The sequence below is a fragment of the Paenibacillus gyeongsangnamensis genome (assembly GCF_027533625.1).
Lineage (GTDB): Bacteria > Bacillota > Bacilli > Paenibacillales > NBRC-103111 > Paenibacillus_G > Paenibacillus_G gyeongsangnamensis.
Window position 1 is genome coordinate 162,987 of the sequence record NZ_JAQAGZ010000004.1, and the last position, 25,740, is coordinate 188,726.

The following is a 25,740-nucleotide window of genomic DNA, read 5'->3' on the forward strand; positions in this document are numbered from 1 at the left end:
ATTCCTCCAGTGTTTGGCATTTTCTTTTACTTTACACCAGTGCCACTGGACTTGTCTAATCGGTGCCGCGGCTTAAGGGTTCAGCTTGATTTTTTGCTCGACCAGCTTGTTCATGGCCTCGTCGGCGTCGCGGAGCGCCGTATTGACGTCCTTCTCCTTCTTCAGCACGCTTTCGTAGGCATCGGACACGATCTTGTTCGTATCGCTCGTTGAATATTTCGGCGTTTTCGGAACGGACGGCTTCAGCTTCGCCATCGCGCTGAGGTTCATGTTTTTGCCTTGGAATTCAGGAATCGCTTTACCGAATTCCGCCCTCACCTGATCGTTGTTCAGTATCGACATCTTCGCGTTCCGGGCCAAATCGAGCTGCACCTCGTCCGTCAACATCGTCTGAAGAACCAGGAAAGCCGCATCCTTGACCTTGCTCTGTTCCGTAATCGAGAAGTTTGGCGTATCCACGTTCGTGCTGTAGCCCATATGGTCCTTGTGCTGCGGATACGTGACGATATCAAAATTCAGATCCGGGATCTTGCGCAGGGAAAGCAGCGTAGCGCTGTACCCGGCAATCATCGCCAGCTCTCCTTTTCCGAAGGCGGTCACGTTATTGCCGAAATTGATCGTATTGTATGGAGCATCCGCATTGCCCGGATAATTGTATACATAATTCCATAAATCAAAGGCTTTCTTCCAGGGCTCCGTCGTCAGAATCGATTTATTGTCTTTGTTCAGCTGCAGCAGCTCGATCTGGTTGATCATGCGGTTGACGCCGTCGGGAAAAAAGCCGCGGTACTGCGTTCCGTCGTAAACCCGCGTCAATTTTTTGCCGAGATCGCCCACCTCTTCCCAGGTCATGCCGTCCTTCGGATAAGGAACGCCGAACTTATCGAACAGCGTTTTGTTGTAGAACAGGCCGAAAGCGTTGTTAAAGAGCGGCAGCCCGCCATAATAATCTGTATCGCTGTTCACCTTGGTGTACTCCAACGTCTGCGGGATGATCCGGCTGAGGTCCAGCTGATATTTCTTGATCAAGGGGTCCATGTTGCTGAAGAGCTTCAGCTCCTTTAGCTGTTTCAGCGTTGCCCCGTAGCCGACAACGACATCCGGGATGGTTCCTGCGGATACCAGCTCGTTCAGGCTCGAACCCTGCGTCGACATATTGATATACTCTACGGTGATGTTCGGATACTTCTTGACAACCGGGTCCGTCACATATTGCTTGAACTCCGCTTCGTTAAATATGCCCTGAGTGGTCGCGAACTTGACCGTCACCGGATCCTTGCTGATTCCCGGAGATTTGGGATCATCCTTCGCCTTGTTCGCCTCGCCTCCCCCGCTGCATGCCGTCAGCAGAAGACCGGTACAAATAACTGCAGATAAGCCCTTGCTCCAACTTCCATTACGTTTCCTATTCATCTTGTCCCCCCTGCCGCCGTGAGCGGTCTTAATCTCTTGTCCTCTGAACTTGGCTTGAAACGGATTAGCCGATGTTATGACATCTCTCTTAAAAAATGACAGCGCTTTCGTCGACGTTTATACCCATGATATCTGGAATCATACGAAGGTAAAATACTGTAAATTCACTTATTTTTGTCTAATATTCAGACCATTTCGACTCGTTAACAGCCTCCAATTCGGGTTTAGCTGAGTGAGCTTGCTTTCTCATGCTTTACCCCAAATGATCGCTAGCGGACATGGACTGATAACGGGCATCGCGTTGACGCACCCCTTCTTAGCAGGACAAAAAAATAGAGGCCCCAAGCGGCGTCAGGCGGCTCAGGGTCTCCAATTATAAAGACAGGCTACTCTTCTTGTGTGTTGAAGTGGACGATAATCTCCAGGATCTCGGAGCGGCTGCCGATCCGAATGGGCGGTCCCCACGTTCCGTAGCCGGAGGATACGATGGCATGGAGATTTCCTTTGCGCAGATATCCCCAATCCAGCTCGAAAATCCGTTTCGTGATCCAGTGGTTCGGTGCCATCTGGCCCCGGTGCGTATGACCTGAAAGCGATAAGTCAATCCCTGCCTCAGCGGACAAATCGAGCCGGCTCGGCTGATGATCCATGAGCAGAAGCGGCTGGCGCCGATCCACCCCCTCCAGCAATTGCTCCAGCGTCAAGCGTCCGCTATCCGGGCGAAAACGCTCCACCGCCTTGTCTTTCCGTCCGATAAGCACGAATTGGTTCCCGATCGTAACGGCCTTATCCATCAGCACCTCGATGCCGATCGCCTTCATCCGTTCGGCGTATTCCTCGACATGTCCGCCGATATACTCGTGGTTTCCCAGCACCGCATACGTTCCGTAGGGAGCCCGAAGCTCCTTGATAATATCGGCCATGCCGTAGCGGATGAACGGACCGATCTCATCGTCGAGCACATCGCCCGGCAGAAGGATCAAATCCGGGTTCAAATCATTCACCTTATCTACCAGCAGCCTCAAATAGCGGTTGCCCACGATCGTGCCGAGATGTAAATCCGAAGCGGCGGCGATGCGCAGCGTGCTTAGTCCTCCGGCATATTTGGGTACCGTGATTTCGTATCTCCGGACGACGGGATTCCAGGCGTTCCAAGAGCCGCGGATCAGAAGGACGGCCAATACGCCGAGGATGAGCAGGCCGAGCGTCCGAATCAGCGGAGCAGGATCGGTTCCGGCTGTCAGCCGGAATATGGCATAGACGAGATCGGCCGGCGGCAGCAGAAGGACGCCGTATTCGAAGACGGCGAACCAGTAGGAGCCGACCCATTTGAGCAGACGGTGGAGCGGAGACGGCAGAAAGCGCGAGCCAAGTCTCGCAAGCAAATAGGACAGCGCGATGATCCAGAAGCAGGTCCAATACACTCCGGCATGCCCGAGTCCGAATCCGGCCGAGAGCAACAACCACCCGTGCCAGCCGATATAAGCCTGGAGTAGAAGAAATAATATGAGAACAAACGAAATAACAGCCGCAGCGCGGGGCCTCATGCAGTACACTCCCTCAAGCGAGTCAAATGCAAACTCCCACTATTGTCTCATATTTCGTATCAATTCAAAAGAGCCCGCACTCCGGGAGAGAAGCTGCTGCTTCCGTCGCAAGGAGAGATGTCCCAAGCTTAATATTGCTTCTCCAGATCCACCAGATTGAGCGCGGGCTTACCGCACTGCAGGTAATCGTGCAGATTCCGGATAAAAATATCAAATGCCCGCTCGTTGTAAACGTCCGTCGAGCCTGAGTTGTGCGGGGTGATGATGACCTGCTCCATGCCCCAAAGCGGATGGTCCGATGGCAGCGGCTCCTGCTCGAACACATCCAGTCCCGCTCCGGCAATCCGTTCCTCCCGAAGTGCTTCCAGCAGCGCCTCCGTATCCGTCGTTCCGCCGCGGCCGATGTTGATGAAGACGGCGGTCGGTTTCATGCGGGCGAACTCGGCTCGTCCGAAGATATGACGGGTTTCGTCCGTAAGCGGAAGCGTGACGACGACATAATCGCTCTCCGCCAAGACGTCGTGCAGCCCCTCAAGACCAACCATGTGGTCCACGTAAGGGGCTGGTTCACCCGAACGGCGAAGGCCGAGCACACGCATATGGAACGCTTTGGCAAGCCGCGCCGTCTCTTCGCCGATCGCTCCAACGCCGATGATTCCGATCGTTTTCCCATGAATTTCGCCGAGCGCTCCGGGATCGTGCCATTTTCTCTCCGCCTGGCAGCGCAAGGAGACATGAACTTTTCTTGCAAACGACAGCAGCATGGCGAAGATCGTTTCCGAAATCGGATAAGCATGAACCCCGCTGGCGTTGGTAAGCGTGATGTCCTTCTCTTTAAAAGCCTGAAGCGGCAGCTTGTCGACGCCCGCTCCCCAGTTCTGCACCCAGCGAAGCTTCGAGTCCGGCTGCAGGCAGGCTTCCGCGGCGGCTGCGTTCCAGCCTGCGACGAGCTCCGCTTGCTTCAGCTTCGAAGCAACCAGCTCCTTGTCTTTCCCATGGATGACCTCCCAATCGGGGGCCAAAGCGGTCACCCGGGCAATCTGTTCCGGCGTCAGCGATTGCATAATGACCATCGTCCTCATCTGGATCCAGCCTCCTCTATGGTTACATGTCTATCCTTTATTGTAACGGATACCGAAGGACAAAAAAAACCGCCTCCTGCGGATCTCGTGTCACCTTATGCGCCTAATGACTTTTCCAGCAGCCGGCACATTTCATCAAGCGCCTCCTCCTCGTCCCCTCCCCGGGTCTGAATCCGGAGGATTGTACCGCTGCGAATCGGCCGAAGCATCATGCCCAGCATGCTCTTGGCGTCCAGCACCATGCTGCTTTCTTCCAGAATGAACTGGATGCTGGAACGGTAGCGGTTCGCTGCTTGAACGATGCCGAGCAGATCCGCCGGCTGCAGATCATGGGATACCTTCACATTATGTACTCTCATCGGGGATACCTCCTTCCGGTAAACGGCCTGTTTTAATAATGTATTGATTGTAATCCAACCGGAAAACGCTCGCAACTGCCTTGCGCAAAAAAACGGCGCAGCCGAGGCAGCGCCGGTCATGAATAGCTTACAGCGAAGGCCCTGCCGGGCTCCGTCCTTGCCTAAGCAAAATGACTGTCAACTGGTACATTCCCGTCAGGCCTGATCGTCATACCGGGAATAACGTTCATCCACTTCCTTGGCCATTTGCCTGTACTGCTTTGTCTCTACCGCTACGGGATCGGCCTGGGCCTGGATCCGGATGACGGTTCTCGCGGGAAGCTTGCGCCTCGCCGCTTCGCCTGCCTGCTCCGACCGCATCTCGCCGTTCTCCAGCGTTTCCGCCAGCTCCTGCTCCATCCGTTCTCGATCCATTCGGATGCCCCCTTTCATTCATTAGGCTTCGCCTTCCTTATTGTAGTATAACCGCGAAGGATTCCGCTATGACAAGGCGGCTCCTTCACCTTAGAAAAGCGTCCGGCCGCTTGTTAGTTACATGGACGTAAGTAACGAACCTTTATTTCATTTCTTGTCGAAGGAACCGATCTTCTCTATAATGCAGATGTAACGAATGATGAGGGGAGCGTGACGAGCCAATGAAATACCGCAGACTCGGATCAACGGAACTGAAGGTATCGGTTGTCGGCGTAGGAACATGGCAGTTTGGCGGCGCATGGGGCAAAGATTTCATGCAGGAGGAAGTCGATGCCATTCTGGACACCGCAATGGATGAAGGCATCAATTTGCTGGATACGGCGGAATGCTACGGACACCACCTGTCCGAAAGCTTCATAGGCGGTTATATCTCCAAACGAAAAAGCCGGGCCGATTGGGTCATCGCGACCAAATTCGGACATAACCACGCGGACCGGAACAACTCCAGCGTCAATTACTGGTCGGCCGGCGAAGTGCTGAAGCAGCTGGATGCTTCGTTGAAAGCGCTGCAAACCGATTATGTGGACTTATATCAATTCCATTCCGGACCGGATGAGGTATTCGATAACGATGAGCTTTGGACGGCCCTGGACAAGCAAGTACAGGCAGGCAAAATCCGCAATCTCGGCATCTCCATCGGGAGCAACGACAATGTGCATCAAACCGATGCCGCTTCGGAGGTACATGCCAAAGCGATTCAGGTCGTCTACAACCGCCTCGATCAAAGGCCGGAGATGAGGGTGTTCCCTTCCTGCCGGCGTCAGGATCTCGGTGTTCTCGCGCGCGTTCCGCTGGCCAGCGGCTACCTGAGCGGGAAATACAAGCCGGGTTCCGTCTTCCCGGACAACGACGTACGCTCCCGACACGATCAGGAGCAGACCGCGGCCAAGCTGCGTCAGGTTGAAGAAATCGGCCGCACCGAAGTGCCTCAAGGGGTCTCTATGGCCGAATGGGCTTTGGCCTGGTGTCTGCAGCACGACGCCGTCACCTGCGTTATCCCCGGGTGCAAGAGTCCGGAGCAAGTCATTACGAATGCGCGTGCCGCGCGCCTTGAGCTTGTACGGGACGATCACCCGCAAGCTTGGAAAGGTTAATACGGAGAGACTCCCGGTTGCCGGGAGTCTTTCTGCTTGCCAACATATCCGCTAAGGCATGTTTCCCTGCGGGAGGCCATATGCTGTTGTCAAAAGGAGCTGATCCATGTGACGATAGACGGCCATTTTATCCCTGCTCCGGCGTTCGATGAACTCCGGCCCAGCCACGCGCATCATTACCACGGCATGACGTCCGTCACCTTGAATCACAGGCATATTGTCGATTTTTATCTCTATGCCTTAAACGGCAGCGCGACAGACGGCCACATTCACCGCTATCAAGGACTCACGTATATTGCGGACCGGCATTTTCACCGGTTAATCGGCAATTCCGGGCCCGCAATCCCGCTGCCCGACGGCTCCCATTATCACTTGATCGACGGCTTAACCGACGAAGAGCCTTTTATCAATAGAGGCAATTTTTATTCCACTGTTCTTTCCATAGACCGCCATACCCACCGGCTGGTCGGACCGACCGGTAGAGGCATCGGTTATGAAGATCCGTTTTTCTTGACGTAAGGTTCGGTTCATTCGCTGCCGTACATAGCTTTATCCGCTTGCTTGGAGCTCGTCGTTTTGCGCACCGTAAAAGCAATACAGTCGCCCTTTAATTGAACCGGGCGCCCATCCCGCCGAATAGGGAACTGCTGCGTCCTGACGATGCATTCGAGCTCCTCCCACCCCGCATACCCAGAATAAACGGCTACGCCGTCCTTGTCTTACAAGGACCAGCGCGTTTATCAAGGTTGATGCGAAGCTTAAAGTTACGAAACTTATAAATTCTTATCAACCAAAAAAGCCCAGATCTGAAGATCTGAGCTTTGCTCTATGCTGCACATAGGGTGTACCCGCCTCTAATCCAACCCTTTGCTCACCCAGAAGGTCACGCTGTCGCCCTTCTGGAGCTGCGATTTGGCCGCAGGCTCCTGCCGAAAAACCGTGCCTTGCGACTGGTTATTACGCTCCAGAAAGTACTGGTATCTGAGCCCCGCAGCCAGCGCGCTCTTCTCGGCTTCGGCTTGGGACAACCCCACGAGGTTGGGAGCTTCGACCGGACCGCCGTCCGTTTTCGGATTCGTGTCCGGTGTCTTCGGATTCTGCGTATCGGTAGTGGGAGGCTTGCTCGTTGCCGGCGGGTTTGCCGGCGACGGCGTTTCCTGCACGGGAGAGGCGGCCTGATCCTTGTGGACGAATTTTCCATTCACCCATACGACAAGTCCTCCCATGACGACGACGAGACAGGCAAGAACGATACCCAGACGCAGCAAACGCCGGTTCGACGCCTGTTCAGCCGGCTCCCCCTGTCCCGGACGAACCGCTTCCTCCTCCTCATCATCTTCCTCTGTTGTATACGTCAGCGGTGCCTCTCGATATCTCGTCTCGTCAGCCGGCGTTACGGGGACATCGAGCAGCCGCTGCAATCCGAGAACAAAAGAAGCCAGCGAAGATTGCTCCAGCCTTACTCCCCGAACTAGCTCCAGCAGCCCCTCCTGCTGCGCCGGAGACAAATCGGCGGTGGAGCGGCTAAGCTGCCTTTCCATCAACTCCGCGTCGCCGCCTACCAGCTCCGTACGCGTCGTCAGCTGCGTGAGCAGACGGCAAAGGCCGGCTGCACCGCGCGTGGAGGCGTCGCCCTTCTCCCAATAGTTAATGACCTTCAGCTGCCCTTCTTCACTGAGCCAAAGGTTGTCGGCCAGCACGGAGTAGCCTTGAATTCCCGCTTCAAGCGCATCCTGCATCCCTTTGCCGAGAGCGAAGACCATAGCGAGCAGCTCCGTTGTCGATTTTGCAAGCTGCTTTAACTCCCCGATCATTGGGCGGCCGCCGAACATCTTCAGTACTGCAAAGACGCCCTGAGCATCGACCCCCATATCTAAAATATGCAAAAAACGGTTGTCTGAAAATGAAGCCACGTCTCTAAGCTGCCGAATATATCGCTGGGTGAAGGCCGGATCGCCGTTCTCCATAAGATGGAGAATGACCTCCCTGTTCAGGGATTGATCCTTTCCAAGGTAAATCATTCCGTTGACCACAGGAAGAATCGGCTGCAGGAGCAAATAACGTTGACTAATCTGCTTCTCCATAGGAACCCCCTCTGTGTACCATTTTTACATAAATGTATTCGTGGGCGCTGCCATTTTTGTGACGATGCGGATACGGCCCGCACCTGGCCCGAGCCTGTTCGGTGCGGACTAGCCGCAGGAACCCGCCGTTTCCGTCTCTAGACTTGCTTCGGAATCGCAATCCAGCCTTCCGCGATCCCGTAATAGAACGCGGCGATGCTGATCAGCCCGAGGATCAGCCATACTGTGGCCGGAGCCGGTTTCTTTTGAAAATAAAGAACGAAGGCCGCACTGATAAAAGACCCCATAACCACCAGACATAATAGCATAATAATTGTAGCCATACCGACAATAAGACTCCCCTCATGGGCTGGATGCTTCAAATTCATATTATAAACGATCCGTCTCCCCGGCACAAACCCTTTACTTATTCTTAACTGCCGTTATCCGCTCCGGTGCTGCCGGATCAGATCCATCTTCACTTGCCGGACGGCATCGCTTATTGAGGGTCATCTGATTCGCCGCCAGTCTGTACCGTTGTCTCAAATGCGGGTACAATGGTTAACCATATGATTTCCCGGTTTGCAACAATTAACCAAATCGCCCCCCCGCCTCCCCATGCAAAAAAAGAGCAGGCCGCAGCCTGCTCTTCTCTCCCTCTATTTCATTAAACTTCTACGATTGCTTTAATGACCCCGGTTTCCGGTTTCAGCCACGCTTCATATGTCCCGATCATTTCGTCAAAAGACGCCCGGTGCGTGATAAACGCATCCGTATTTACTTTGCCGTCGCGGATGCTCCCGATGACCTGCTCGAAATCGGCCCGGGTCGCGTTCCGGCTGCTGAGCAGTGTCATCTCCCGTTTGTGAAACTCGGGATCGCTGAACGATATATCCGCTTTGACGAGGCCCACAAAGACGAGCCGGCCGCCATGCGACACGTACCGGAAGGCGTTCTCCATCGACCTTGCGTTCCCCGTCGCATCCATCACCAGAGTCGGGAACTCGCCGCTTGTGATGCTTTCGATTTGCCCCACCGGATCGTGGCTCGCGTTAACCGTGTAATCTGCCGGTGCCCAGCTCTTGCAAAATGCGAGCCGCTCCTCGTTAATGTCGAGCGCAATAACCTTTGCACCTGCCAGCTGCGCATATTTCATGACGCCGAGGCCGATCGGTCCGGCTCCGATGACGAGCGCGAATTCGCCCGGCTGTACAGCGGCCCGCCGCACCGCGTGCGCTCCGATGCTTAGGCATTCCACGATCGCCGTTTGATCGAGCGTAAGCCCTTCCGCCCGGAGCAGATGCGTCGCCGGCACCGTAATAAATTCTCTCATGCCGCCGTCTTGATGTACGCCAAGCACGCTAAGCTGTGTGCAGCAGTTCGTTCTTCCGCTGCGGCACGCGATACATTCCCCGCATTCCAGATAAGGGATGACGGTGACTTGATCGCCCGGCTGCAAACCGTCGGCATTCGGTCCGATCTCTATGATCTCCCCTGCCAGCTCATGACCGAGCACCCGCGGATACACAAAATAAGGCTGGTTCCCCCGGTAAGCATGCAGGTCCGTTCCGCAAATGCCCACACGCCGGATACGAACGAGCGCTTCCCGCTCTGTACGGCGGGGCATTTCCGTTTCTTTCAGCTCGAATCGGTTAGGCTCCTCGCAATAAATCGTCTTCATCCTGCTCCGCCTCTCTTATGGGTTATTCGTCAGGCTGATTTCCCAAGTTCTTAAGCGCTTCCATAACCACCGCAGACCTGCGCTCTTACGTCGATAAGATGCATCCTGTAGATTCAAGAGCAGCCCAATCGACGTAAGTTCCCGGTATGAGTGTTTACCGGGGAGTCCACCTGTTATAGCCAAAAGGATGGACCTGGAATTAGCTATCCGGCTATCCTGCCGGCCTGCAGCAGAACCGGTACCATTTTATGTACCTTTCTATTATAGCCCCATCGCCCGGCCATGCCTAGACCCCATTCCGCCAATTCCGACATCACTGGCGTGGTCCGCATGCCTCTTGCCGTTCGTAGAGCGCAAGTATCGGAGACATCGCAGCCCGCAGCGGTTCCGGCGTCCTGCCGCTGAGCGCATAGCAGCTGTGACGTATTAGCAGCGCTTGCGTCGCCGCATTCATGTCCCCTTCCACCCAGCCGAGTCCGATAGGCACGGCTTGCGGTATGTCCGGATACCATTCGCCTTCCTTCACTTGAGCCACATTCGGCGCGGGCGGGGAATGCTTCAGCTCCCTGGAGAAGCCCCCGTCCTCCCGAAGCAGACGGTTCATATTGGCATAGGTAATCGCGATGATTTCGTCCAGGTCCTCCGGCTGAATCTCGGCGATTCCCGAGGACAGCAAATCGATCGGATTGCGGATCCAGCACATATCCAGGGCCTCGTCGCTGCGCAAGCAGTGCAGCAGCGTCCGGTAAATCCGGTCGCCGTGCGGAAGCCGCTCTCCCATGCGTTCATACAAGATGTTGAGCTTGAACGTACCCGATATCCGGATATATAAGCATCCTTCGCCCCACAATCCGGTCTCAGGGTCCTGGATCGAAGCCAGGTAAGAAAACAAAGCTTCCTTATATGGAATACGTTCCTCATCAGTCAGCTGGATCAAAAACATTGCACAGCTGCTTAAGTAGTCGCAGCCCCTCCAGCTGCTGACCAGCGATATCCCCTTCAGCCATTCCGCGAAACCCGCAGGCGTATGCATAAAGTCCGGAAGCTTGCGATGCGCGGAAGGCAGCGGATACAGCGGCCTGCTGCCCAGCCGCTTCAAAGCATTCGTGCAGTATCCCAGTGCCCGGTTTACCATGACGGCGTCCTGCCGCATGGAAGGGTCGGCATCGTAGAAATACCCTGACCCGGGCTCCTGCTTCCCTTGGAAGAAAGCCGTCATCGCTCTTCGCATCGGCTGCGGCATCGCATCGGTCAATCCCGAGCGAACGAGGATGTTCAGCGCCTGGGCTGAGGATTCGATATCCGGCGTCCAGCCAGGGACCGTCCTGGAGCTGCGGGCATAATAGAACCCGCCGCTCTCCATATCATATTGGCCGGCAAGCCATGCATAGAAGTTTGAAAACAGCAAATCCATTTCCTGAAGCGTGCGGTCGATCGTATCGTTATTCATCGGTTAAGCGTCTCCCCCCGTCTCAGAACCTGTCCCATCGTTCGAGAAAGCCTCTTCCGTACATGATAGCAACGGCCGGACGTACGGACAATAATCCTCACCTCACGTGTTTAACTTGTCCCAACAAGCAGTCAGCGAGTGACATTCGGACTCGTCGATGGATGCTTGTTATATCTATTACTTCGTAAACTAATAGTTACGATAATTGAGTATGAATATAATAAAACGTATACTAGTATTTAAAATAATAGAGACTTTGGAGTGATTTTTTTTGGATATTAAACTAGATGATTTAACCGGATCTGAAGTGACTGCATTAATCGGGGAGCATCTTCAGAGTATGGCGCTTCATTCCCCGCCAGAAAGTATGCATGCCCTAAATCTTGAGGAATTGAAAAAGCCGGAAATTACATTTTGGAGTGCATGGGAACAAAGCGAATTAGTTGGTTGCGGGGCACTAAAAGAACTGGATGGGGAGTATGGAGAAATAAAATCAATGCGAACTTCTTCATCACACCTAAGAAAAGGTGTTGCTATGCGAATCCTTGAACACATCATTGAAGAAGCCAAGCGTCGCGGCTATAAGCGGCTAAGCTTGGAAACAGGCTCAATGGATGCTTTCGAACCGGCAAAAAGATTATATGCAAGCTTTGGGTTTCAATATTGTAAGCCGTTTTCGGATTACATTGAGGATCCCAATAGCGTATTTATGACAAAAGAATTATGAATGTGATACCCCACCAGGGTACCTGACCGAAGAATCGAATCCGATTCTTCGGCAAGTCTTAACCTCAGGCTACCGCTTGATGGCAGCGATGGTTTTCAATTCTTCGAGCAAACGGGCTTTCTCATCCGGAGATAAATCGGAATGCTGCTCCAGCTCGCGGACCAAAACCTTCAGCTCCGAGGGATCCTTCAGATCCAGCGACCATTTTACAATATCCATAGATGACATCCTTCCGCCGATGGGCATACGAGTGAATCTAGTATGCCCAAGAAGCGGATCCTTTATTCCCGAATGCGTGTATCGACGATGAGGCGTCCACGGATTTCGCCCTGCAGCAGTTTTTCGCCATACGCTAGTGCCTCATCAAGTGCTATCGTCCGCGTCATCGCGTTCAGCCGATCCGGCTTCATCAGCTCAGCCAGCCGTGACCACGCCTCCCCTCTTCGCCCCGCATCGCAGCGGACCGAATCAATGCCGATTAGCCGCACACCCCTGAGGATAAAAGGCAGCACCGTCGTCGGCAGAGCAGCGCTGCCGGCAAGGCCGCAAATTGCCGCACAGCCTTCATATTTCGTTTGGCTAAGCAGCAGCGCCAACAGCTCGCCGCCGACGGTGTCGACCACCCCGGCCCAACGCTCCGCCTGCAGCGGTTTGCGGGGATCGCCGAGCGCATCCGGACGCAGCACCTGAGAGGCGCCGAGCGACCGCAAATAGTCGTCCAGCTCCGGCCTCCGCGATACCGCTGCCACGTTGTAGCCGAGCTTCGACAGCAAGGTTACGGCAATGCCGCCTACTCCGCCGCCCGCTCCGGTTACGATCACTTCGCCCCGCTCCGGGGTTATTCCATGCTCCTCCAGCGCCATCACGCACAGCATCGCGGTAAATCCGGCCGTTCCGATCCGCATGGCGTCCGGAAGAGACAGCGGCTTCGGCACCGGCACAAGCCATTCCGTTCGCAAGGAAGCGATTTCCGACAGCCCGCCCCAATGCGTCTCACCGATGCCATAACCGGTAACCAGCACCCGGTCGCCTTCCGCGTATTGCTCCACATCGCTCTTAATTACTTCGCCGGCAAGATCAATGCCCGGGATCATCGGGAATTGCCGAATCACCTTTCCCTTGCCGGTCAAGGCTAGAGCATCTTTATAATTCAAGCTGGAATACGCAATGCGGACCCATACGTCAGCTTGAGGCAAATCCGATACGTTCACTGTTCTCCAAACTGCAGGCTGCTCCTGATCTTCCACCATCCAAGCACGAAATTCCGTTTCCATCGCTCCCGCTCCCTTCCAGAATAAACGGTTACGCCGTCCTTGTCTTACAAGGACCAGCGCGTTTATCAAGGTTGATGCGAAGCTATAAGTTGCGAAAAACTTATAAATTCTTATCAACCCAAGATAAACGGCCACGCCGTCCTGTCTTACAAGGACCAGCGCGTTTATCAGGGTTGATGCGAAGCTATAAGTTGCGAAAAACTTATAAATTCTTATCAACCAAAGAAAACAGCCCGCCGTACGGCAGGCTTACTTCCTATTTTATGGGATGCGTATGCGATTCCGCAACCCGGCTGAGGCCAAGCCCTATTTCCTCGCCTCCAACACGATCGTCAACCCGTTCTTCGGACGAAGGGTAACGAGCGGCTCCGGCTCGACTGGAGAATGATAGGGCGCGAGGCGCAGCTTGAACCGCTTCAAGATCGTCACAAGCAGCAAGACCGCCTCCATCAAGGCAAAATTATTGCCGATGCACACGCGGGGGCCGCCCCCGAACGGAAAATACGCGAATTGCGGGATCCGCTTCAGCAGATCCCCCTCGAAGCGCTCCGGTCTAAACCGGTCCGGCTCGTCATAGTACTCCGGATTGCGGTGCATTACATATTGGCTCATCATCAGCGTATCACCCGGTTTGTACATCCGGCCTCCGATTTCCACCGGCTCCGTCACTTCGCGGTTGATTGACCAGACGGCCGGATATACCCGCATCGACTCCCAAATGACCATCTCCACATACTTCAGCTTGTCTAGGTCCTCATAGGTTACTTCCCGGTCTCCGAGCACTTGATCGATCTCATCGATCAGCTTGCTCTCCACCTCCGGGTGCTGCGACAGCAGGTACCAAGTCCAAGAGAGCGTATTCGCCGTCGTTTCATGTCCGGCCAGGAAAATCGTCATCACCTCATCGCGAACCTGCTTATCGCTCATGCCTGTGCCGTCTTCTTCGTCGCGCACCGATAAAAGCATGGATAAGAGATCCCCGCGGGAAGCATCCGGATTTTTGCGGCGTTCTTCAATGATGTTATAGATCACCCTGTCCAATGTCTGGGCCGACTGCTTGAACTCCAGATTGCTTTTCGTCGGCAAGCTTTCCGGTAGATCGATGAAGGAAGTCGCCTTATGGCTGACATATTTCATGCCGACCTCGATGGCATGGCCGATTTGATCGACCCCGCTGCTGATGCTTGTTCCGAACATCGTTCGGGTGATAATGTTCAGCGTCAGCTGCATCATATCCTCCGTAATGATCCGATGCTCTCCGTCCCTCCAGCTTTGCAGCATCGATAACGTTTCCTCCACCATCGGTCCCGCATACTGGCCGATCCGGTTTTGCCGGAACGACGGCTGCATTAAACGGCGCTGGCGCATATGCGCGTCGCCTTCGCTAGTTAAGATGCCTTCCCCGACAACGGCCTTGGCCGTTTGCAATCCCTTCGCTTTGCGGAAGGAACGCTGCTTTGTCATCAGCACCTCTTTGATTTGGTCGGGGTCGCTGATCAAATACACATGGCGCGACGGGCCGAACCGGATATCCACTACATTGCCGAATTCCCGCTGCGCTTTCACCAGGAAACCGAGCGGATCCTTGCGGAACGCCAGTAAATTGCCCGAAATGGGAAGCCCCTTCGGACCGGGGATTTTCTCAGATGCTGCCATAAGACATACCTCCTGCCCATTTTTTTCGCTATAGTATCCGGCTCTTCCGTCCACATTATACCAAACCGGCCAAATGAAAAAAACGACCCGCATGCCCATATTGGGCAGCGGACCGGTCCTAATTTACTATGGGTCAATTTTCTTATGGCTTAATCGCAGCTCGAGACGGCAGCCGTCCCTTTCTCCACCGTGATTGTCTCGGACAGTGTATCCCGAATGACCGACATGATCAGCTGGAGCAGATAATTGATGTCCTCTTGGGACTGCTTGAACTCGCTCACGATCGGGATCGAGTCCAGCTCATCTTGAAGCGAATCGATTTCGCCTTCGATCTTGTTGATCATCGCCTGGTTCTCGAACCGCTCGAAAGCGACGATTTCCTTCTGCTTCTTTTTAATTGCGCTGATCAGCGTCTGGATGTGATCGTTGTTGCTGATCTGCTTCTCCGCCTGCTGGAAAAACTCCACCTCGCTTGAGGTCGACAGAAGCCCGGCAAGCTCCCTCGCTTTGGTCAAAATATCCTCGCGAACGATCATTTCCGTATTCGTATATTCGTCCATTCCATGGCAGTTCTGTTTATGCTGATGTTCTGACATCTGTTTGACACACCCCTTACGGCTTCGATTAATGGGTTACGGCTTCCCGAACCCAATCGCCTTTAATATAAAACGTCGGAGTTTCCGTTACTTTAACTTTAACGAACGTTCCGATCAATTCCTTCGGCCCTTCAAAATGAACCAGCTTGTTCGTCCGCGAACGACCGGCCAGCACCTCCGGATTGTACTTGCTCTCGCTTTCCACCAGCACCTCGATGGTCTGGCCCATCAGGCGCTCGTTGTTCCGCTTGCTGTAGACGTTGAGCGTATCGTTCAACCGGACCAGCCGCTCCTGCTTCACCTTGTAAGGCACGTTGTCCTCCATATCGGCTGCCGGCGTGCCTTCCCGCGGAGAATAAATGAACGTAAACGCGCTGTCGTATTCCACTTCCTTCACGAGCGAAATCGTATCCTCGAACTGCTCGTCGGTCTCGCCCGGGAAGCCGACGATAATATCCGTCGTGAGCACCGCATCCGGAATGGCTTGGCGGATTTTGCGGACGAGCTCCAAATAGTGCTCCCGCGTATATTTACGGCTCATTCGTTTAAGAATTTCGTTATTCCCCGACTGAACCGGCAGATGAATATGCTCCATTAGGTTTCCTTTTTTCGCCAGCACCTCGATCAGACGATCGTCAAAATCGCGCGGATGCGACGTCGTGAAACGAACCCGGGGAATGTCGATCTTACGCACCTCGTCCATCAGATCGCCCAGGCCGTACTTCCGGTCTTCAAAATCTTTGCCGTACGCGTTCACGTTCTGTCCGAGCAGCATAATTTCCTTAAAGCCCTGCCTTGCGAGATCGCGCACCTCCGCAATCACATCCTCCGGACGACGGCTGCGCTCCTTCCCGCGGGTATAAGGCACGATGCAGTACGTACAGAACTTATCGCACCCGTACATGATGTTGACCCAGGCCTTGATGCCCTCGCGCTTCTTCGGCAGGTTCTCGATGATGTCGCCTTCCTTCGACCACACCTCGATCACCATTTCCTTGCTGAACATCGCTTCCTTCACCAAATGAGGCAGACGGTGAATATTGTGTGTGCCGAAAATGAGATCCACGAACGGATGCTTCTTCATGATGCGGTTCACGACCGACTCCTCTTGGGACATGCACCCACATACCCCGAGGATCAACGACGGCTTCTCGCGCTTCAGATGGCTGAGATGACCCAGTTCTCCGAACACTTTGTCTTCGGCATTCTCCCGGACGGCGCAAGTGTTCAGCAGAATGACATCCGCCTGCTGCCGGTCTTCCGTAGCGCGGTAGCCCATTTGCTCGAGCAGCCCTTTGATCGTCTCGGTATCGTGCTCATTCATTTGGCAGCCATACGTTTGAATCAAATAAAATTTGTTCTCCCCAATGGATCGCATATCCTCCGGGATGTCGAAATTGTAATGCACTGCAATGTCTTCCTTGCCCCGTTTCTTCGCATCGCTTAAAGACGGAGGCTGAAAGTATATGGAATAGTCCTTATCGGTCTTCTTCGTTGTCATGTCACCGGTTCCTCCTGAAAACAATCCAATTCTGCAAACATCATACCTTTCATTATATCACGCTTGCAGCCATGTTTTCAAAGAAATTCATGACACTCCGGGCAAAATCGCGCAAGCTTACAAAATGAGCTCAGCGTGGTCTCCCGTCTTGACACCGGCTGCATTGGCTTCGTCCGTATCGATGTGCATATCGAGCGCGAACTGGTCGGAGATCCGGGCTACCACATCTTCAAAAATGAGCGGACGTTCGCCGTTCACCCGTACCGTCAGCCTCTGCTTGTCCGCGATGCCCCACCTTGCCGCATCATCGGTATGAAAGTGAATGTGCCGTGCCGCCACGATGACGCCTTCGGCCAAATCGACTTCACCGGCAGGACCGACGACTTTAATTCCGGGCGTATCCGCGATGTTCCCCGATTCACGTACGGGCGGATTCAAACCGAGACCGAAGGCATCGGTTCGGGAAACTTCCAGCTGCGATTTGCCGCGAGCCGGTCCGAGGATTCTTACTTTATCGAAACGGCCCTTCGGTCCGATGACCGCAACCGTCTCCTCCGCCGCATATTGCCCGGGCTGCGACAAATTCTTCAGCACTTTGAGTTCATAACCCGCACCGAACAGCAGATTGATATGATCTTTGCATAAATGAATATGTCTGGCCGACACGCCGATAGGCACTTGTTTCATCTGAATCACGCTCCTCTTGTCATCCTATTATAACCAATAGATAGGAAAAAAGCATATGGCCTGCGCCATATGCTTCGGGAATGTTCAGACAATTATTTAAATTCCGCCACCAATTTTTCAAATTCCGCTTCGGTGAGCTTAATGTTTTGGTTGGCAAGTCCTTCAGGTTTGAAGCCGGCCACCATGTCCTCGTAGCTTTTCTTCGCTTTATCTTGATAGATAAGACCGGTAACAAGGCTGTTCGTTTCCATGATTTTGTTCATCGCAGCGGCACGGTTGGACGAATCGTAGTTCTCGGATTCTTCGAGATCGACGATGTTCTCTTTGAACCAGTCGTATGTGTTCACTTTGTTGAACGTTACGCACGGGGAGAACACGTTGATGAACGAGAAGCCTTTGTGCTTCATGCCCTCTTCGATCAGTGCGGTCAGCTGCTTCAGGTTGCTGGAGAACGATTGCGCTACGAATGTTGCGCCTGCTGCCATCGCCACTTCCAGCGGAGACAGAGCGGACTCGATCGAGCCAGCAGGCGTCGATTTGGTCTTGAAGCCTTCCGCGGAACGAGGGGACGTTTGTCCTTTGGTCAAGCCGTAGATTTGGTTGTCCATGACGATGTAAGTTACATCGATGTTCCGGCGGATCGCATGAACCGTATGGCCCATACCGATCGCGAAGCCGTCACCGTCGCCGCCTGCAGCTACAACTGTCAGCTCGCGGTTCGCCATCTTCACGCCTTGAGCGATCGGAAGGGAACGGCCGTGAACGCCGTGGAAGCCGTAAGCGTTGATATAACCGGAGATCCGGCCGGAGCAGCCGATACCGGATACGACGGCAAGCTGCTCAGGCTCAAGACCGACATTGGCTGCAGCTCTTTGGATTGCAGCTTGGATGGAGAAGTCTCCGCAGCCAGGGCACCAGTTCGGTTTAATATTGTTACGGAAGTCTTTTAACGTTGCCATACAAGATTCAGCTCCTGACAGTAGTTAGTGATTTCAGCAGGCAAGAAAGGATTACCGTTATATTTCAGCAGGCTCTTGATTTTATCCGCGTAGCCTACGTTCAGTTTGATCAGGGACGCGAGCTGCGCGGTAGCGTTGTTCTCGATAACAACAACGGTCTTCGCTTTATCCAGGTAAGGCTTCAGCTCTGCAGCCGGGAACGGATGCAAGAGGCGAACCGTGATATGGTTCGTGGTGACGCCTTTGTCAGCGAGACGGCGGCGGGCTTCGTCAATCGTTCCGCCCGTGGAGCCCATGCCGATGATCAAGAGTTCCGGCTCTTCGTGAGGAGCGTCGACAAGGATCGGGTTGTGAACCTTCACGTGATTCAGCTTGCCCATCCGCTTATCCATCATTTTCTTACGGTTGTCCGGGCTTTCGGAAGGACGTCCGTCTTCGCTGTGTTCTACGCCCGTTACATGGTGGATACCGAACTTTTGACCCGGGATAACCCGAGGGGAAATGCCGTTCTCCGCGAATTCATAACGCTTGAACATTTTGTTTTCCTCGAGAGCCGGAAGCTCGCCTTGCTGCAGCTTGCCGCGGCGAATCTCTATTTTGCTGTAATCGAGCAGCTCGGACGTTTGCTTGCCGAGGGACAGCTGAAGGTCCGTCAGCAGAATGACTGGCACTTGATACTCTTCCGCAAGGTTGAACGCTTCAACCGCGTCGTAGAAGCACTCTTCGATGGTCGAAGGGGAGAGCACAATTTTCGGAATTTCACCGTGCGTACCGTGAATCATCGCCAGTACGTCGGATTGCTCCTGCTTCGTAGGAAGACCCGTCGAAGGACCGCCGCGCTGCGTATCCACGATAACAACCGGTGTTTCGGTCATGCCCGCAAGGCCGATCGCTTCCATCATCAGAGACAAGCCCGGGCCAGCAGAAGCGGTCAGCGTACGCACGCCGGCATAGTTCGCACCGATCGCCATGGTACAAGCTGCGATCTCGTCTTCGGTTTGGATTACCGTTCCGCCGAATTTCGGCAGCGTCTTGATCAAGTATTCCATAATTTCGGAAGCCGGGGTGATCGGATAAGCCGGCATGAAACGGCAGCCTGCCGCAACTGCGCCGAGCGCGATCGCATCGTTACCGATCATGAACAGCTTTTGTTTGCCGTCCGCAGGCTCCAATTGGAATTCCTGCAGCGGACCGCCGTTCATTTCAAGCACGAATTCAGCAGCTTTGCGAACCGCTTCGATATTCTTCTCAACGACAGCGGCGCCTTTGCGTCCGAACTCTTCTTCAACTGCTTTATTAAACACTTCAAGCGGCAAGCCGAGGAGTGCCCAGGATGCGCCGGAAGCGGCCATATTCTTAAACAGGGAGGTTCCCAGCTCTTCGGCAATCGCTGTGATCGGTACAGGGAACAGTCTGGCTTTTACGCCTTCTGGTACAGTAGGATTAACTTTGGCATCCGCAATGATGACGCCGTTGTCGCGCAGTTCGTGCGCGTTCAAATCAATTGTTTCTTGGTCGAATGCGACCAGAATATCCAAATCATCGGAAATGGCTCGAATCGGCTTGGTGCTGATTCTGATTTTGTTGTTCGTATGCCCGCCCTTAATCCGCGAAGAGAAATGACGGTATCCGTACAAGTAGTACCCTAGCCGGGTTAACGCGGTAGAGAAGATTTTATCGGTACTTTCGACACCTTCCCCTTGTTGTCCTCCGACCTTCCAAGATAATTGGCTAATCACCGTTGTCCACTCCTTTTAATTGTCGCTGCTTCTGCAGCCAACCCTTCAACTGCCTAAGAAATTGTAAAGCTAATATTAAAAAATTCTTTCGGTTGTCAATCAAATTTTATGTCTTCAATAGGTAAAAAGCAAGGGTTTTCGACATATTCGAAAGATAGCTATTTTAGATGAAATCCATACTGACTTTAGATCGGTTCAATTGCTTTGTATCTCCAGAAAAGATGTTAACTTTTATTGAACGGGCAGCCGCTTCTGCAGGAAGCTGTACCAGTTGCCGTACATGAACCGGCGGACGAGCTCCTCCGGATATCGGCGCTGCAGCGCATGGACCAGATTGACATATTGCTCCGCTTTTTCCAGGCCCGGAATCCACTGCTGTATCCCGTCAAAATCGGAACCGAACGTAATTTGATGCTGGGCTCCCATGGCGCACAGGTATTCCACATGACGCAGTACATCGTCAATCGTTGCGTTGCCTTGGGACGCCGCCCTCACGAAATAAGGCACAAAGGTAATGCCGATCCGGCCGTCCCGGCGAATCAGCTCGCGGATCTGCGCATCGTTCAAATTACGAGGATGCCCGCACAAGGCCAAGACGTTCGAGTGCGATGCGATAAATGGCTTATCCGCCGTTTCCGCGAGATCCCAGAACGCCCTCTCGGTCAAATGGGACACATCCAATAGAATACCCAAATCGCAGCATTCTTTAATAAATCTTTTGCCTCGGCGCGTGAAGCCCCCTTGCCGCGGTTCCATCACGCCGTCCGCCGCCCAGTTGGCATGATTCCAAGTCGTCCCGATCAAGCGCACCCCTAGGTCGTGCATAATCCGTAAGTACAGCGAATTTCCCCGAAGCGCATCGGTTCCTTCGAGGGTCAGGAGCGCTCCAACCTGTTTTCCGTTCATGACCGCTTCCAGATCAGTCCGGGTTTTGATATGACGGATTCGGGGATCCGAAACGATTCTGCGGAAAAAGATATCTACATACTCCAAGTAATGGTCAAATTGGGGCTGGGTTATACGTTCCGGCAAATAAATGGCAAAACACTGCACCTTGATCCCCGCCTTAACCATTCCCGCATACGATACGTCCAGCTTCGCCGGCTGCGGGTCGAAGAAATCGATCTCCGGATGCTCGTACATTTTGTACAGCACATCGCAGTGGCCGTCAATGATCTGCATGCGCTCCAGCCCCTTTCAAGTTTCAGATGATTAAACGCAGTCTAACGCTTCCTTTTGTTGCAAGGTATGCACTCTCGACAATATTCATGCGAGGACGGAAGGCGGAAATGGCGGAAGCATCCAGGATAAACGGCTACGCCGTCCTTGTCTTACAAGGACCAGCGCGTTTACCAAGGTTGATGCGAAGCTATAAGCTACGAAAACTTATAAATTCTTTTCAATCAAAAAAACCTGTCTACAAAGTAAACAGGTCGGTGCTCGATCATGTTGTCGTACGCTATCATTTATCTTGGTTCAACGATCAGCTTGATCGCGGTACGGTCCTCGCCGTCAATGACAATATCGGTAAACGCTGGGATGCAAATCAGATCAACCCCGCTGGGAGCGACGAATCCGCGTGCGATCGCTACGGCTTTGATGGCTTGATTGAGCGCCCCGGCCCCGATCGCCTGGAGCTCAGCAGCCCCGCGTTCACGCAAGACCCCCGCCAACGCGCCTGCTACGGAGTTTGGGTTGGATTTTGCTGAAACTTTTAATACTTCCATGAAAAGTACCTCCTCGGGAATGATGATAGCTTCCAGTACTATTCATATTCTAGGAATTTGAAGTTAATTCCTTCTGTCCGAAGATGGCGTTTTCTAAAATATTTGAATTTTTCGTCAATTCTATAATTTTATAAGCAATCTACTCCAAGAGAACGCCGTCTTCATCCATCCGGATCAACTGAATACGTTGGCCAAGGCCGGTAGACGGATCCAAATCAATGCATACCGCATGGAAATGCCATTTCCCTTCGTCCACGACGAACCTTACCGGCAGCTGGGTTTTAAATTTTTGGAGCACGGCCGTCCGCTCCATGCCGAGAATGCCGTCTCTCGGCCCGACCATGCCGACATCGGTGACGAAGGCGGTTCCCTGGGGCAGAATCCGCTCGTCGTTCGTTTGCACGTGGGTATGCGTGCCGACTACGGCAGAAACCTTGCCGTCAAGGTGCCAGCCCATGGCGATTTTCTCCGAGGTCGCTTCCGCGTGAAAATCGACCAGGACGAATTTCGTACGTTTCTTCACCTGCTCCACGATTTCCAGCGCCTTGTCGAACGGACAATCGAGCGGCGGCAGGAACGTCCTGCCCTGCAGATTGACGATCGCCAGCTCCGAGTCCTTGCCCTTCAAGATCGTAAAGCCTCTTCCCGGCGTCCCTTGCGGAAAGTTAGCCGGCCGGACCATCCGTTCCTCCTTGTCGATGAAATCGAATATCTCTTTTTGGTCCCATGTATGATTACCCATAGTGATGCCATGCACACCAAGCTCGAATATTTCTTTTGTAATCGCCGAGGTAATCCCCCGTCCGGCCGCTGCATTTTCTCCGTTGGCGACGATCCATTTCGGGTTGTATTTTACTTTCAATTTCGGCAAGCAAGTCTTCAGCGCCTTGCGCCCGACAGAGCCTACAATATCACCGATAAATAAAATGCGAATGATGTTCTCCTCCGTTTCTTCTCCAGCCCCATAAACAAGGCAATACTGATTCACTTCGTCAAGATCCGTGCCTTCCGATTTGTACAGCCCTGATGCGCGGTATATCGCGATAAGCAGGCTGAGAGGCCGGTTGTAATCATTTTATAATCTTAAGATAAGCATCCCCCAATCGCTAAAAGAGAAGTGGCTTATTCAGCCACTTCTCTCCAGGAAAAGGTATGCAATTTATTTAGCATATTCCACTGCGCGGGTTTCACGAATGACCGTAACCTTAATGTGACCCGGATAATCCAGTTCACTCTCGATCTTCTTCGTAATATCGCGGGCAAGGCGGAAGGCTTCGGTATCGTCAACCTTCTCCGGTTGAACCATGACGCGAACCTCGCGGCCGGCTTGAATCGCATAAGACTTCTCAACGCCGTCAAACGATTCCGAAATCTCTTCAAGCTTCTCCAACCGTTTGATGTACGTTTCGAGCGTCTCGCGCCGTGCTCCGGGCCTTGCAGCGGACAGCGCGTCCGCCGCGCCTACCAGCATGGCTATGACAGAGGTTGCTTCGCAGTCGCCATGGTGAGACGCGATACTATTGATGACCACCGGGTGCTCCTTGTATTTCTTGGCGATCTCGACGCCAATCTCTACGTGGGAACCCTCTACCTCATGATCGAGCGCCTTGCCGATATCATGCAGAAGACCGGCACGTTTCGCCAATGTCACGTCTTCTCCGAGTTCTCCTGCCATTAATCCGGACAAGTAAGCGACTTCCATCGAGTGTTTCAGTACGTTCTGACCGTAGCTTGTACGGAATTTCAAGCGGCCCAGAATCTTGATGAGGTCCGGGTGCAGCCCATGCACGCCGGTCTCGAACGTTGCTTGCTCCCCGTATTCGCGGATACGTTCATCCACTTCTTTACGGGATTTCTCAACCATTTCTTCGATCCGCGCAGGATGAATTCGGCCGTCGGCAACCAGTTTCTCCAGTGCGGTACGGGCGATTTCCCGGCGGATCGGATCAAACCCCGACAAGATAACCGCTTCAGGCGTATCGTCGATAATCAAATCGATCCCCGTGAGCGTCTCCAGCGCGCGGATATTTCGTCCTTCGCGCCCGATAATCCGGCCCTTCATCTCTTCATTCGGCAGCGCTACGACGGAAACTGTCGTTTCGGCTACATGGTCGGCTGCACAACGCTGAATGGCGAGTGTAATGATCTCTCTCGCTTTCTTGTCGCCTTCCTCCTTGGCCTGCTGCTCGATTTCTTTAATCAGTTGAGCCGTTTCATGCCGAACTTCCTGTTCTACGTTGGTAAGAATGATATTCTTCGCTTCTTCCATCGTCAACGCGGAAATCCGTTCCAGCTCAGCAACTTGATCCTTATAGATCTGATCAATTTGCGTTTGGGTTTCTTCGATACGTTTCTCCTTGTTGGCGACCTGCTCTTCTTTCTTTTCAAGAGATTCTAATTTTTTATCCAGCGACTCCTCTTTTTGCAACAATCGTCTCTCTTGTCGTTGAATTTCATTTCGACGATCACGAATGTCTTTTTCAGCTTCGGTCCGGAGCTTGTGAATTTCGTCTTTCGCTTCCAAAACCGTTTCCTTTTTCAGTGCTTCTGCCTCTTTGCGGGCATTTTCCTTAATCTGTTCGGCAGCTTGTTCAGCACTGGAAATTTTCGCCTCTGCAAGGGACTTGCGGATAAAATAACCAATCCCTAAGCATAGTACACCAACAACGAGAACAATCAGGATCCAGATGACCGTGTCCAGCATCCAGTTCACCTCCTCGTTGTTTCTCCAAGGGGTAAGCTTGGGATAAATTAGGTTTTTTAATCCGTTCTACCATGCGCTAGAAAAAGTAAAAATTGGCGATTTTACTTTCTGAATCTTCCGCAAATTACCTTCAGGAAGATTCTGTGTATAAGGAATATACAAGCTTATTGTAGCTTTTGACAAAGAAGCTTGTCAAGGTGCTCTCCTCTGGAAGAGAACAAATTAGGACGGTTGAATGATTAACGGCATGAATAGCCTATTCGAATTCGTCCTCGTTCCAATCCGTCTCTTCTTCCGCTCCATGGCCGGCCGATTTCAGCTGAGACAGCACCTTGGAGACGATGGACCCGGCATAGCCTCTTCGCATCAGAAAGCCGCCGATCTTTCTTTTGGCCTTTAAAGGGTCTTTGGCCAGCTCCGACGCATACCGTTTGGACGCCAGGCTGAGCGCCATCTGATACTCAGTCGCTTCATCGACCTGTTCCATCGCTTGGGCAATATGGTCTTTGCTCAAGCCCTTCTGCTTGAGCTCCTGCTTGATCCAATTGCGGCCCTTCTTCTGCGACTGCAGACGCTGCTTCGCCAGCTGATCGGCAAACAATTGGTCGTTCAAGTAACCCTCCTGTCTTAAGCGTTCAGTCGTCTCCTGAGCCAGCTCGATTCCATAACCCTTCTGAACGAGTCTCGTACGCATCTCATGCTCGGACCGGAGCCGGCTTGACAAGAGGCGTACCGCGTCCAAGTAGGCGCGGGACTTCTCTTCGGCTTCCAGAATCCGCTTCAGATCGTCCTCAAGCACCGTCTCGCCCTTCAGCAGCCGGTGCTTGATCAGCACGTCTTCATGTACAGCCAGAGCGAACGTATCGTCAATATAAACGTTATACCGGTGAGCGGCTCGTTTCTGCCGCTCGATCTTCGATATGATCCCCGACTTGATCGACATCTCCATGGTTTCGGGTGTTTCACACATTCAACTCACTCCACATCCATAAGAACCAAAAGGCACC

Annotated in this window: 25 protein-coding genes; 3 read left to right on the forward strand and 22 right to left on the reverse strand. The window is 53.2% G+C overall.

Features of this window, described 5'->3' with window-relative positions:
- Positions 1–72 precede the first annotated feature (72 nt).
- The 5 genes from O9H85_RS07475 to O9H85_RS07495 all read right to left on the reverse strand — a co-directional run bounded on the left by O9H85_RS07475 (position 73) and on the right by O9H85_RS07495 (position 4,815).
- Positions 73–1,413: an ABC transporter substrate-binding protein gene (locus tag O9H85_RS07475; RefSeq protein ID WP_269880685.1), complete on the reverse strand. Its 1,341-nt coding sequence runs from the start codon at positions 1,411–1,413 to the stop codon at positions 73–75.
- Between the two features lie 386 nt (positions 1,414–1,799).
- Positions 1,800–2,960, reverse strand: a complete 1,161-nt coding sequence (locus O9H85_RS07480; RefSeq protein ID WP_269880686.1) for a metallophosphoesterase — start codon at positions 2,958–2,960, stop codon at positions 1,800–1,802.
- Between the two features lie 128 nt (positions 2,961–3,088).
- The gene (locus tag O9H85_RS07485) at positions 3,089–4,042 is read right to left on the reverse strand and encodes a D-2-hydroxyacid dehydrogenase (protein WP_269880687.1); all 954 of its coding nucleotides are present in this window, start codon (positions 4,040–4,042) and stop codon (positions 3,089–3,091) included.
- A gap of 95 nt (positions 4,043–4,137) precedes the next feature.
- Positions 4,138–4,401 (reverse strand): HPr family phosphocarrier protein, encoded by a 264-nt coding sequence (locus O9H85_RS07490; RefSeq protein ID WP_269880689.1) that lies wholly within the window; start codon positions 4,399–4,401, stop codon positions 4,138–4,140.
- A gap of 195 nt (positions 4,402–4,596) precedes the next feature.
- Entirely contained in the window at positions 4,597–4,815 is a 219-nt protein-coding gene (locus O9H85_RS07495; protein ID WP_269880690.1) for a hypothetical protein, read from the reverse strand.
- A gap of 221 nt (positions 4,816–5,036) precedes the next feature.
- On the opposite strand from O9H85_RS07495, the gene O9H85_RS07500 reads away from it, so the two are divergent.
- Positions 5,037–5,969, forward strand: coding sequence for an aldo/keto reductase (locus O9H85_RS07500; RefSeq protein ID WP_269880691.1), 933 nt, complete (start codon positions 5,037–5,039; stop codon positions 5,967–5,969).
- Positions 5,970–6,005: 36 nt separating this feature from the next.
- Complete coding sequence (locus tag O9H85_RS07505) at positions 6,006–6,488, forward strand: YmaF family protein (RefSeq protein ID WP_269880692.1); 483 nt, start codon at positions 6,006–6,008, stop codon at positions 6,486–6,488.
- Between the two features lie 335 nt (positions 6,489–6,823).
- Here O9H85_RS07505 and O9H85_RS07510 read toward each other — a convergent pair whose 3' ends face one another.
- The 4 genes from O9H85_RS07510 to O9H85_RS07525 form a co-directional block, all read right to left on the reverse strand.
- Positions 6,824–8,053, reverse strand: a complete 1,230-nt coding sequence (locus O9H85_RS07510) for a PASTA domain-containing protein (RefSeq protein WP_269880693.1) — start codon at positions 8,051–8,053, stop codon at positions 6,824–6,826.
- A gap of 137 nt (positions 8,054–8,190) precedes the next feature.
- Entirely contained in the window at positions 8,191–8,376 is a 186-nt protein-coding gene (locus O9H85_RS07515) for a hypothetical protein (protein ID WP_269880694.1), read from the reverse strand.
- 323 nt (positions 8,377–8,699) lie between these two features.
- The gene (locus O9H85_RS07520; protein WP_269880695.1) at positions 8,700–9,713 is read right to left on the reverse strand and encodes a zinc-binding alcohol dehydrogenase family protein; all 1,014 of its coding nucleotides are present in this window, start codon (positions 9,711–9,713) and stop codon (positions 8,700–8,702) included.
- Between the two features lie 313 nt (positions 9,714–10,026).
- The gene (locus O9H85_RS07525; protein ID WP_269880696.1) at positions 10,027–11,163 is read right to left on the reverse strand and encodes a prenyltransferase/squalene oxidase repeat-containing protein; all 1,137 of its coding nucleotides are present in this window, start codon (positions 11,161–11,163) and stop codon (positions 10,027–10,029) included.
- 271 nt (positions 11,164–11,434) lie between these two features.
- Between O9H85_RS07525 and O9H85_RS07530 the strand changes: the two genes are divergently transcribed.
- Positions 11,435–11,890, forward strand: coding sequence for a GNAT family N-acetyltransferase (locus O9H85_RS07530; protein ID WP_269880697.1), 456 nt, complete (start codon positions 11,435–11,437; stop codon positions 11,888–11,890).
- Positions 11,891–11,959: 69 nt separating this feature from the next.
- Here the strand turns inward: O9H85_RS07530 and O9H85_RS07535 are convergent, their stop codons facing one another.
- The 13 genes from O9H85_RS07535 to O9H85_RS07595 form a co-directional block, all read right to left on the reverse strand.
- Positions 11,960–12,109, reverse strand: a complete 150-nt coding sequence (locus tag O9H85_RS07535; protein ID WP_269880698.1) for a hypothetical protein — start codon at positions 12,107–12,109, stop codon at positions 11,960–11,962.
- Positions 12,110–12,171: 62 nt separating this feature from the next.
- Positions 12,172–13,164, reverse strand: coding sequence for an MDR family oxidoreductase (locus tag O9H85_RS07540; RefSeq protein ID WP_269880699.1), 993 nt, complete (start codon positions 13,162–13,164; stop codon positions 12,172–12,174).
- A 306-nt stretch (positions 13,165–13,470) separates the two neighbouring features.
- Positions 13,471–14,820 carry a cytochrome P450 gene (locus O9H85_RS07545; RefSeq protein WP_269880700.1) on the reverse strand — a complete coding sequence of 450 codons (1,350 nt, stop codon included), beginning with the start codon at positions 14,818–14,820 and terminating at the stop codon, positions 13,471–13,473.
- Positions 14,821–14,969: 149 nt separating this feature from the next.
- Positions 14,970–15,416 (reverse strand): RicAFT regulatory complex protein RicA family protein, encoded by a 447-nt coding sequence (locus O9H85_RS07550; protein WP_269880701.1) that lies wholly within the window; start codon positions 15,414–15,416, stop codon positions 14,970–14,972.
- Between the two features lie 28 nt (positions 15,417–15,444).
- Positions 15,445–16,917 (reverse strand): tRNA (N6-isopentenyl adenosine(37)-C2)-methylthiotransferase MiaB, encoded by a 1,473-nt coding sequence (miaB, locus tag O9H85_RS07555; protein WP_269880702.1) that lies wholly within the window; start codon positions 16,915–16,917, stop codon positions 15,445–15,447.
- A 117-nt stretch (positions 16,918–17,034) separates the two neighbouring features.
- Entirely contained in the window at positions 17,035–17,604 is a 570-nt protein-coding gene (gene pduL, locus O9H85_RS07560; protein ID WP_269880703.1) for a phosphate propanoyltransferase, read from the reverse strand.
- A gap of 92 nt (positions 17,605–17,696) precedes the next feature.
- Complete coding sequence (locus O9H85_RS07565; RefSeq protein ID WP_269880704.1) at positions 17,697–18,563, reverse strand: 2-oxoacid:ferredoxin oxidoreductase subunit beta; 867 nt, start codon at positions 18,561–18,563, stop codon at positions 17,697–17,699.
- Positions 18,551–20,302: a 2-oxoacid:acceptor oxidoreductase subunit alpha gene (locus O9H85_RS07570; RefSeq protein WP_269880705.1), complete on the reverse strand. Its 1,752-nt coding sequence runs from the start codon at positions 20,300–20,302 to the stop codon at positions 18,551–18,553. The genes O9H85_RS07565 and O9H85_RS07570 overlap by 13 nt, the downstream gene beginning before the upstream one ends.
- A gap of 231 nt (positions 20,303–20,533) precedes the next feature.
- Entirely contained in the window at positions 20,534–21,484 is a 951-nt protein-coding gene (locus O9H85_RS07575) for a dipeptidase (protein WP_269880706.1), read from the reverse strand.
- A gap of 284 nt (positions 21,485–21,768) precedes the next feature.
- Positions 21,769–22,029: a stage V sporulation protein S gene (locus O9H85_RS07580; protein WP_006286829.1), complete on the reverse strand. Its 261-nt coding sequence runs from the start codon at positions 22,027–22,029 to the stop codon at positions 21,769–21,771.
- 139 nt (positions 22,030–22,168) lie between these two features.
- Positions 22,169–22,963 carry a TIGR00282 family metallophosphoesterase gene (locus O9H85_RS07585; RefSeq protein WP_269880943.1) on the reverse strand — a complete coding sequence of 265 codons (795 nt, stop codon included), beginning with the start codon at positions 22,961–22,963 and terminating at the stop codon, positions 22,169–22,171.
- Between the two features lie 225 nt (positions 22,964–23,188).
- Complete coding sequence (rny, locus tag O9H85_RS07590) at positions 23,189–24,733, reverse strand: ribonuclease Y (RefSeq protein ID WP_269880707.1); 1,545 nt, start codon at positions 24,731–24,733, stop codon at positions 23,189–23,191.
- Between the two features lie 256 nt (positions 24,734–24,989).
- Positions 24,990–25,703 (reverse strand): RecX family transcriptional regulator, encoded by a 714-nt coding sequence (locus O9H85_RS07595; RefSeq protein ID WP_269880708.1) that lies wholly within the window; start codon positions 25,701–25,703, stop codon positions 24,990–24,992.
- Between the last annotated feature and the right edge of the window lie 37 nt (positions 25,704–25,740).

Coding starts and splice junctions, on each gene's coding strand:
- O9H85_RS07565 (WP_269880704.1), bottom strand. CDS start 18,563: ATGGCAACGTTAAAAGACTTCCGTAACAATATTAAACCGAACTGGTGC.
- O9H85_RS07515 (WP_269880694.1), bottom strand. CDS start 8,376: ATGGCTACAATTATTATGCTATTATGTCTGGTGGTTATGGGGTCTTTT.
- O9H85_RS07490 (WP_269880689.1), bottom strand. CDS start 4,401: ATGAGAGTACATAATGTGAAGGTATCCCATGATCTGCAGCCGGCGGAT.
- O9H85_RS07500 (WP_269880691.1), top strand. CDS start 5,037: ATGAAATACCGCAGACTCGGATCAACGGAACTGAAGGTATCGGTTGTC.
- O9H85_RS07575 (WP_269880706.1), bottom strand. CDS start 21,484: ATGCAGATCATTGACGGCCACTGCGATGTGCTGTACAAAATGTACGAG.
- O9H85_RS07550 (WP_269880701.1), bottom strand. CDS start 15,416: ATGTCAGAACATCAGCATAAACAGAACTGCCATGGAATGGACGAATAT.
- O9H85_RS07580 (WP_006286829.1), bottom strand. CDS start 22,029: ATGGAAGTATTAAAAGTTTCAGCAAAATCCAACCCAAACTCCGTAGCA.
- pduL (WP_269880703.1), bottom strand. CDS start 17,604: ATGAAACAAGTGCCTATCGGCGTGTCGGCCAGACATATTCATTTATGC.
- O9H85_RS07510 (WP_269880693.1), bottom strand. CDS start 8,053: ATGGAGAAGCAGATTAGTCAACGTTATTTGCTCCTGCAGCCGATTCTT.
- O9H85_RS07535 (WP_269880698.1), bottom strand. CDS start 12,109: ATGGATATTGTAAAATGGTCGCTGGATCTGAAGGATCCCTCGGAGCTG.
- O9H85_RS07485 (WP_269880687.1), bottom strand. CDS start 4,042: ATGAGGACGATGGTCATTATGCAATCGCTGACGCCGGAACAGATTGCC.
- O9H85_RS07475 (WP_269880685.1), bottom strand. CDS start 1,413: ATGAATAGGAAACGTAATGGAAGTTGGAGCAAGGGCTTATCTGCAGTT.
- rny (WP_269880707.1), bottom strand. CDS start 24,733: ATGCTGGACACGGTCATCTGGATCCTGATTGTTCTCGTTGTTGGTGTA.
- O9H85_RS07520 (WP_269880695.1), bottom strand. CDS start 9,713: ATGAAGACGATTTATTGCGAGGAGCCTAACCGATTCGAGCTGAAAGAA.
- O9H85_RS07480 (WP_269880686.1), bottom strand. CDS start 2,960: ATGAGGCCCCGCGCTGCGGCTGTTATTTCGTTTGTTCTCATATTATTT.
- O9H85_RS07525 (WP_269880696.1), bottom strand. CDS start 11,163: ATGAATAACGATACGATCGACCGCACGCTTCAGGAAATGGATTTGCTG.
- O9H85_RS07545 (WP_269880700.1), bottom strand. CDS start 14,820: ATGGCAGCATCTGAGAAAATCCCCGGTCCGAAGGGGCTTCCCATTTCG.
- O9H85_RS07540 (WP_269880699.1), bottom strand. CDS start 13,164: ATGGAAACGGAATTTCGTGCTTGGATGGTGGAAGATCAGGAGCAGCCT.
- O9H85_RS07595 (WP_269880708.1), bottom strand. CDS start 25,703: ATGTGTGAAACACCCGAAACCATGGAGATGTCGATCAAGTCGGGGATC.
- O9H85_RS07495 (WP_269880690.1), bottom strand. CDS start 4,815: ATGGATCGAGAACGGATGGAGCAGGAGCTGGCGGAAACGCTGGAGAAC.
- miaB (WP_269880702.1), bottom strand. CDS start 16,917: ATGACAACGAAGAAGACCGATAAGGACTATTCCATATACTTTCAGCCT.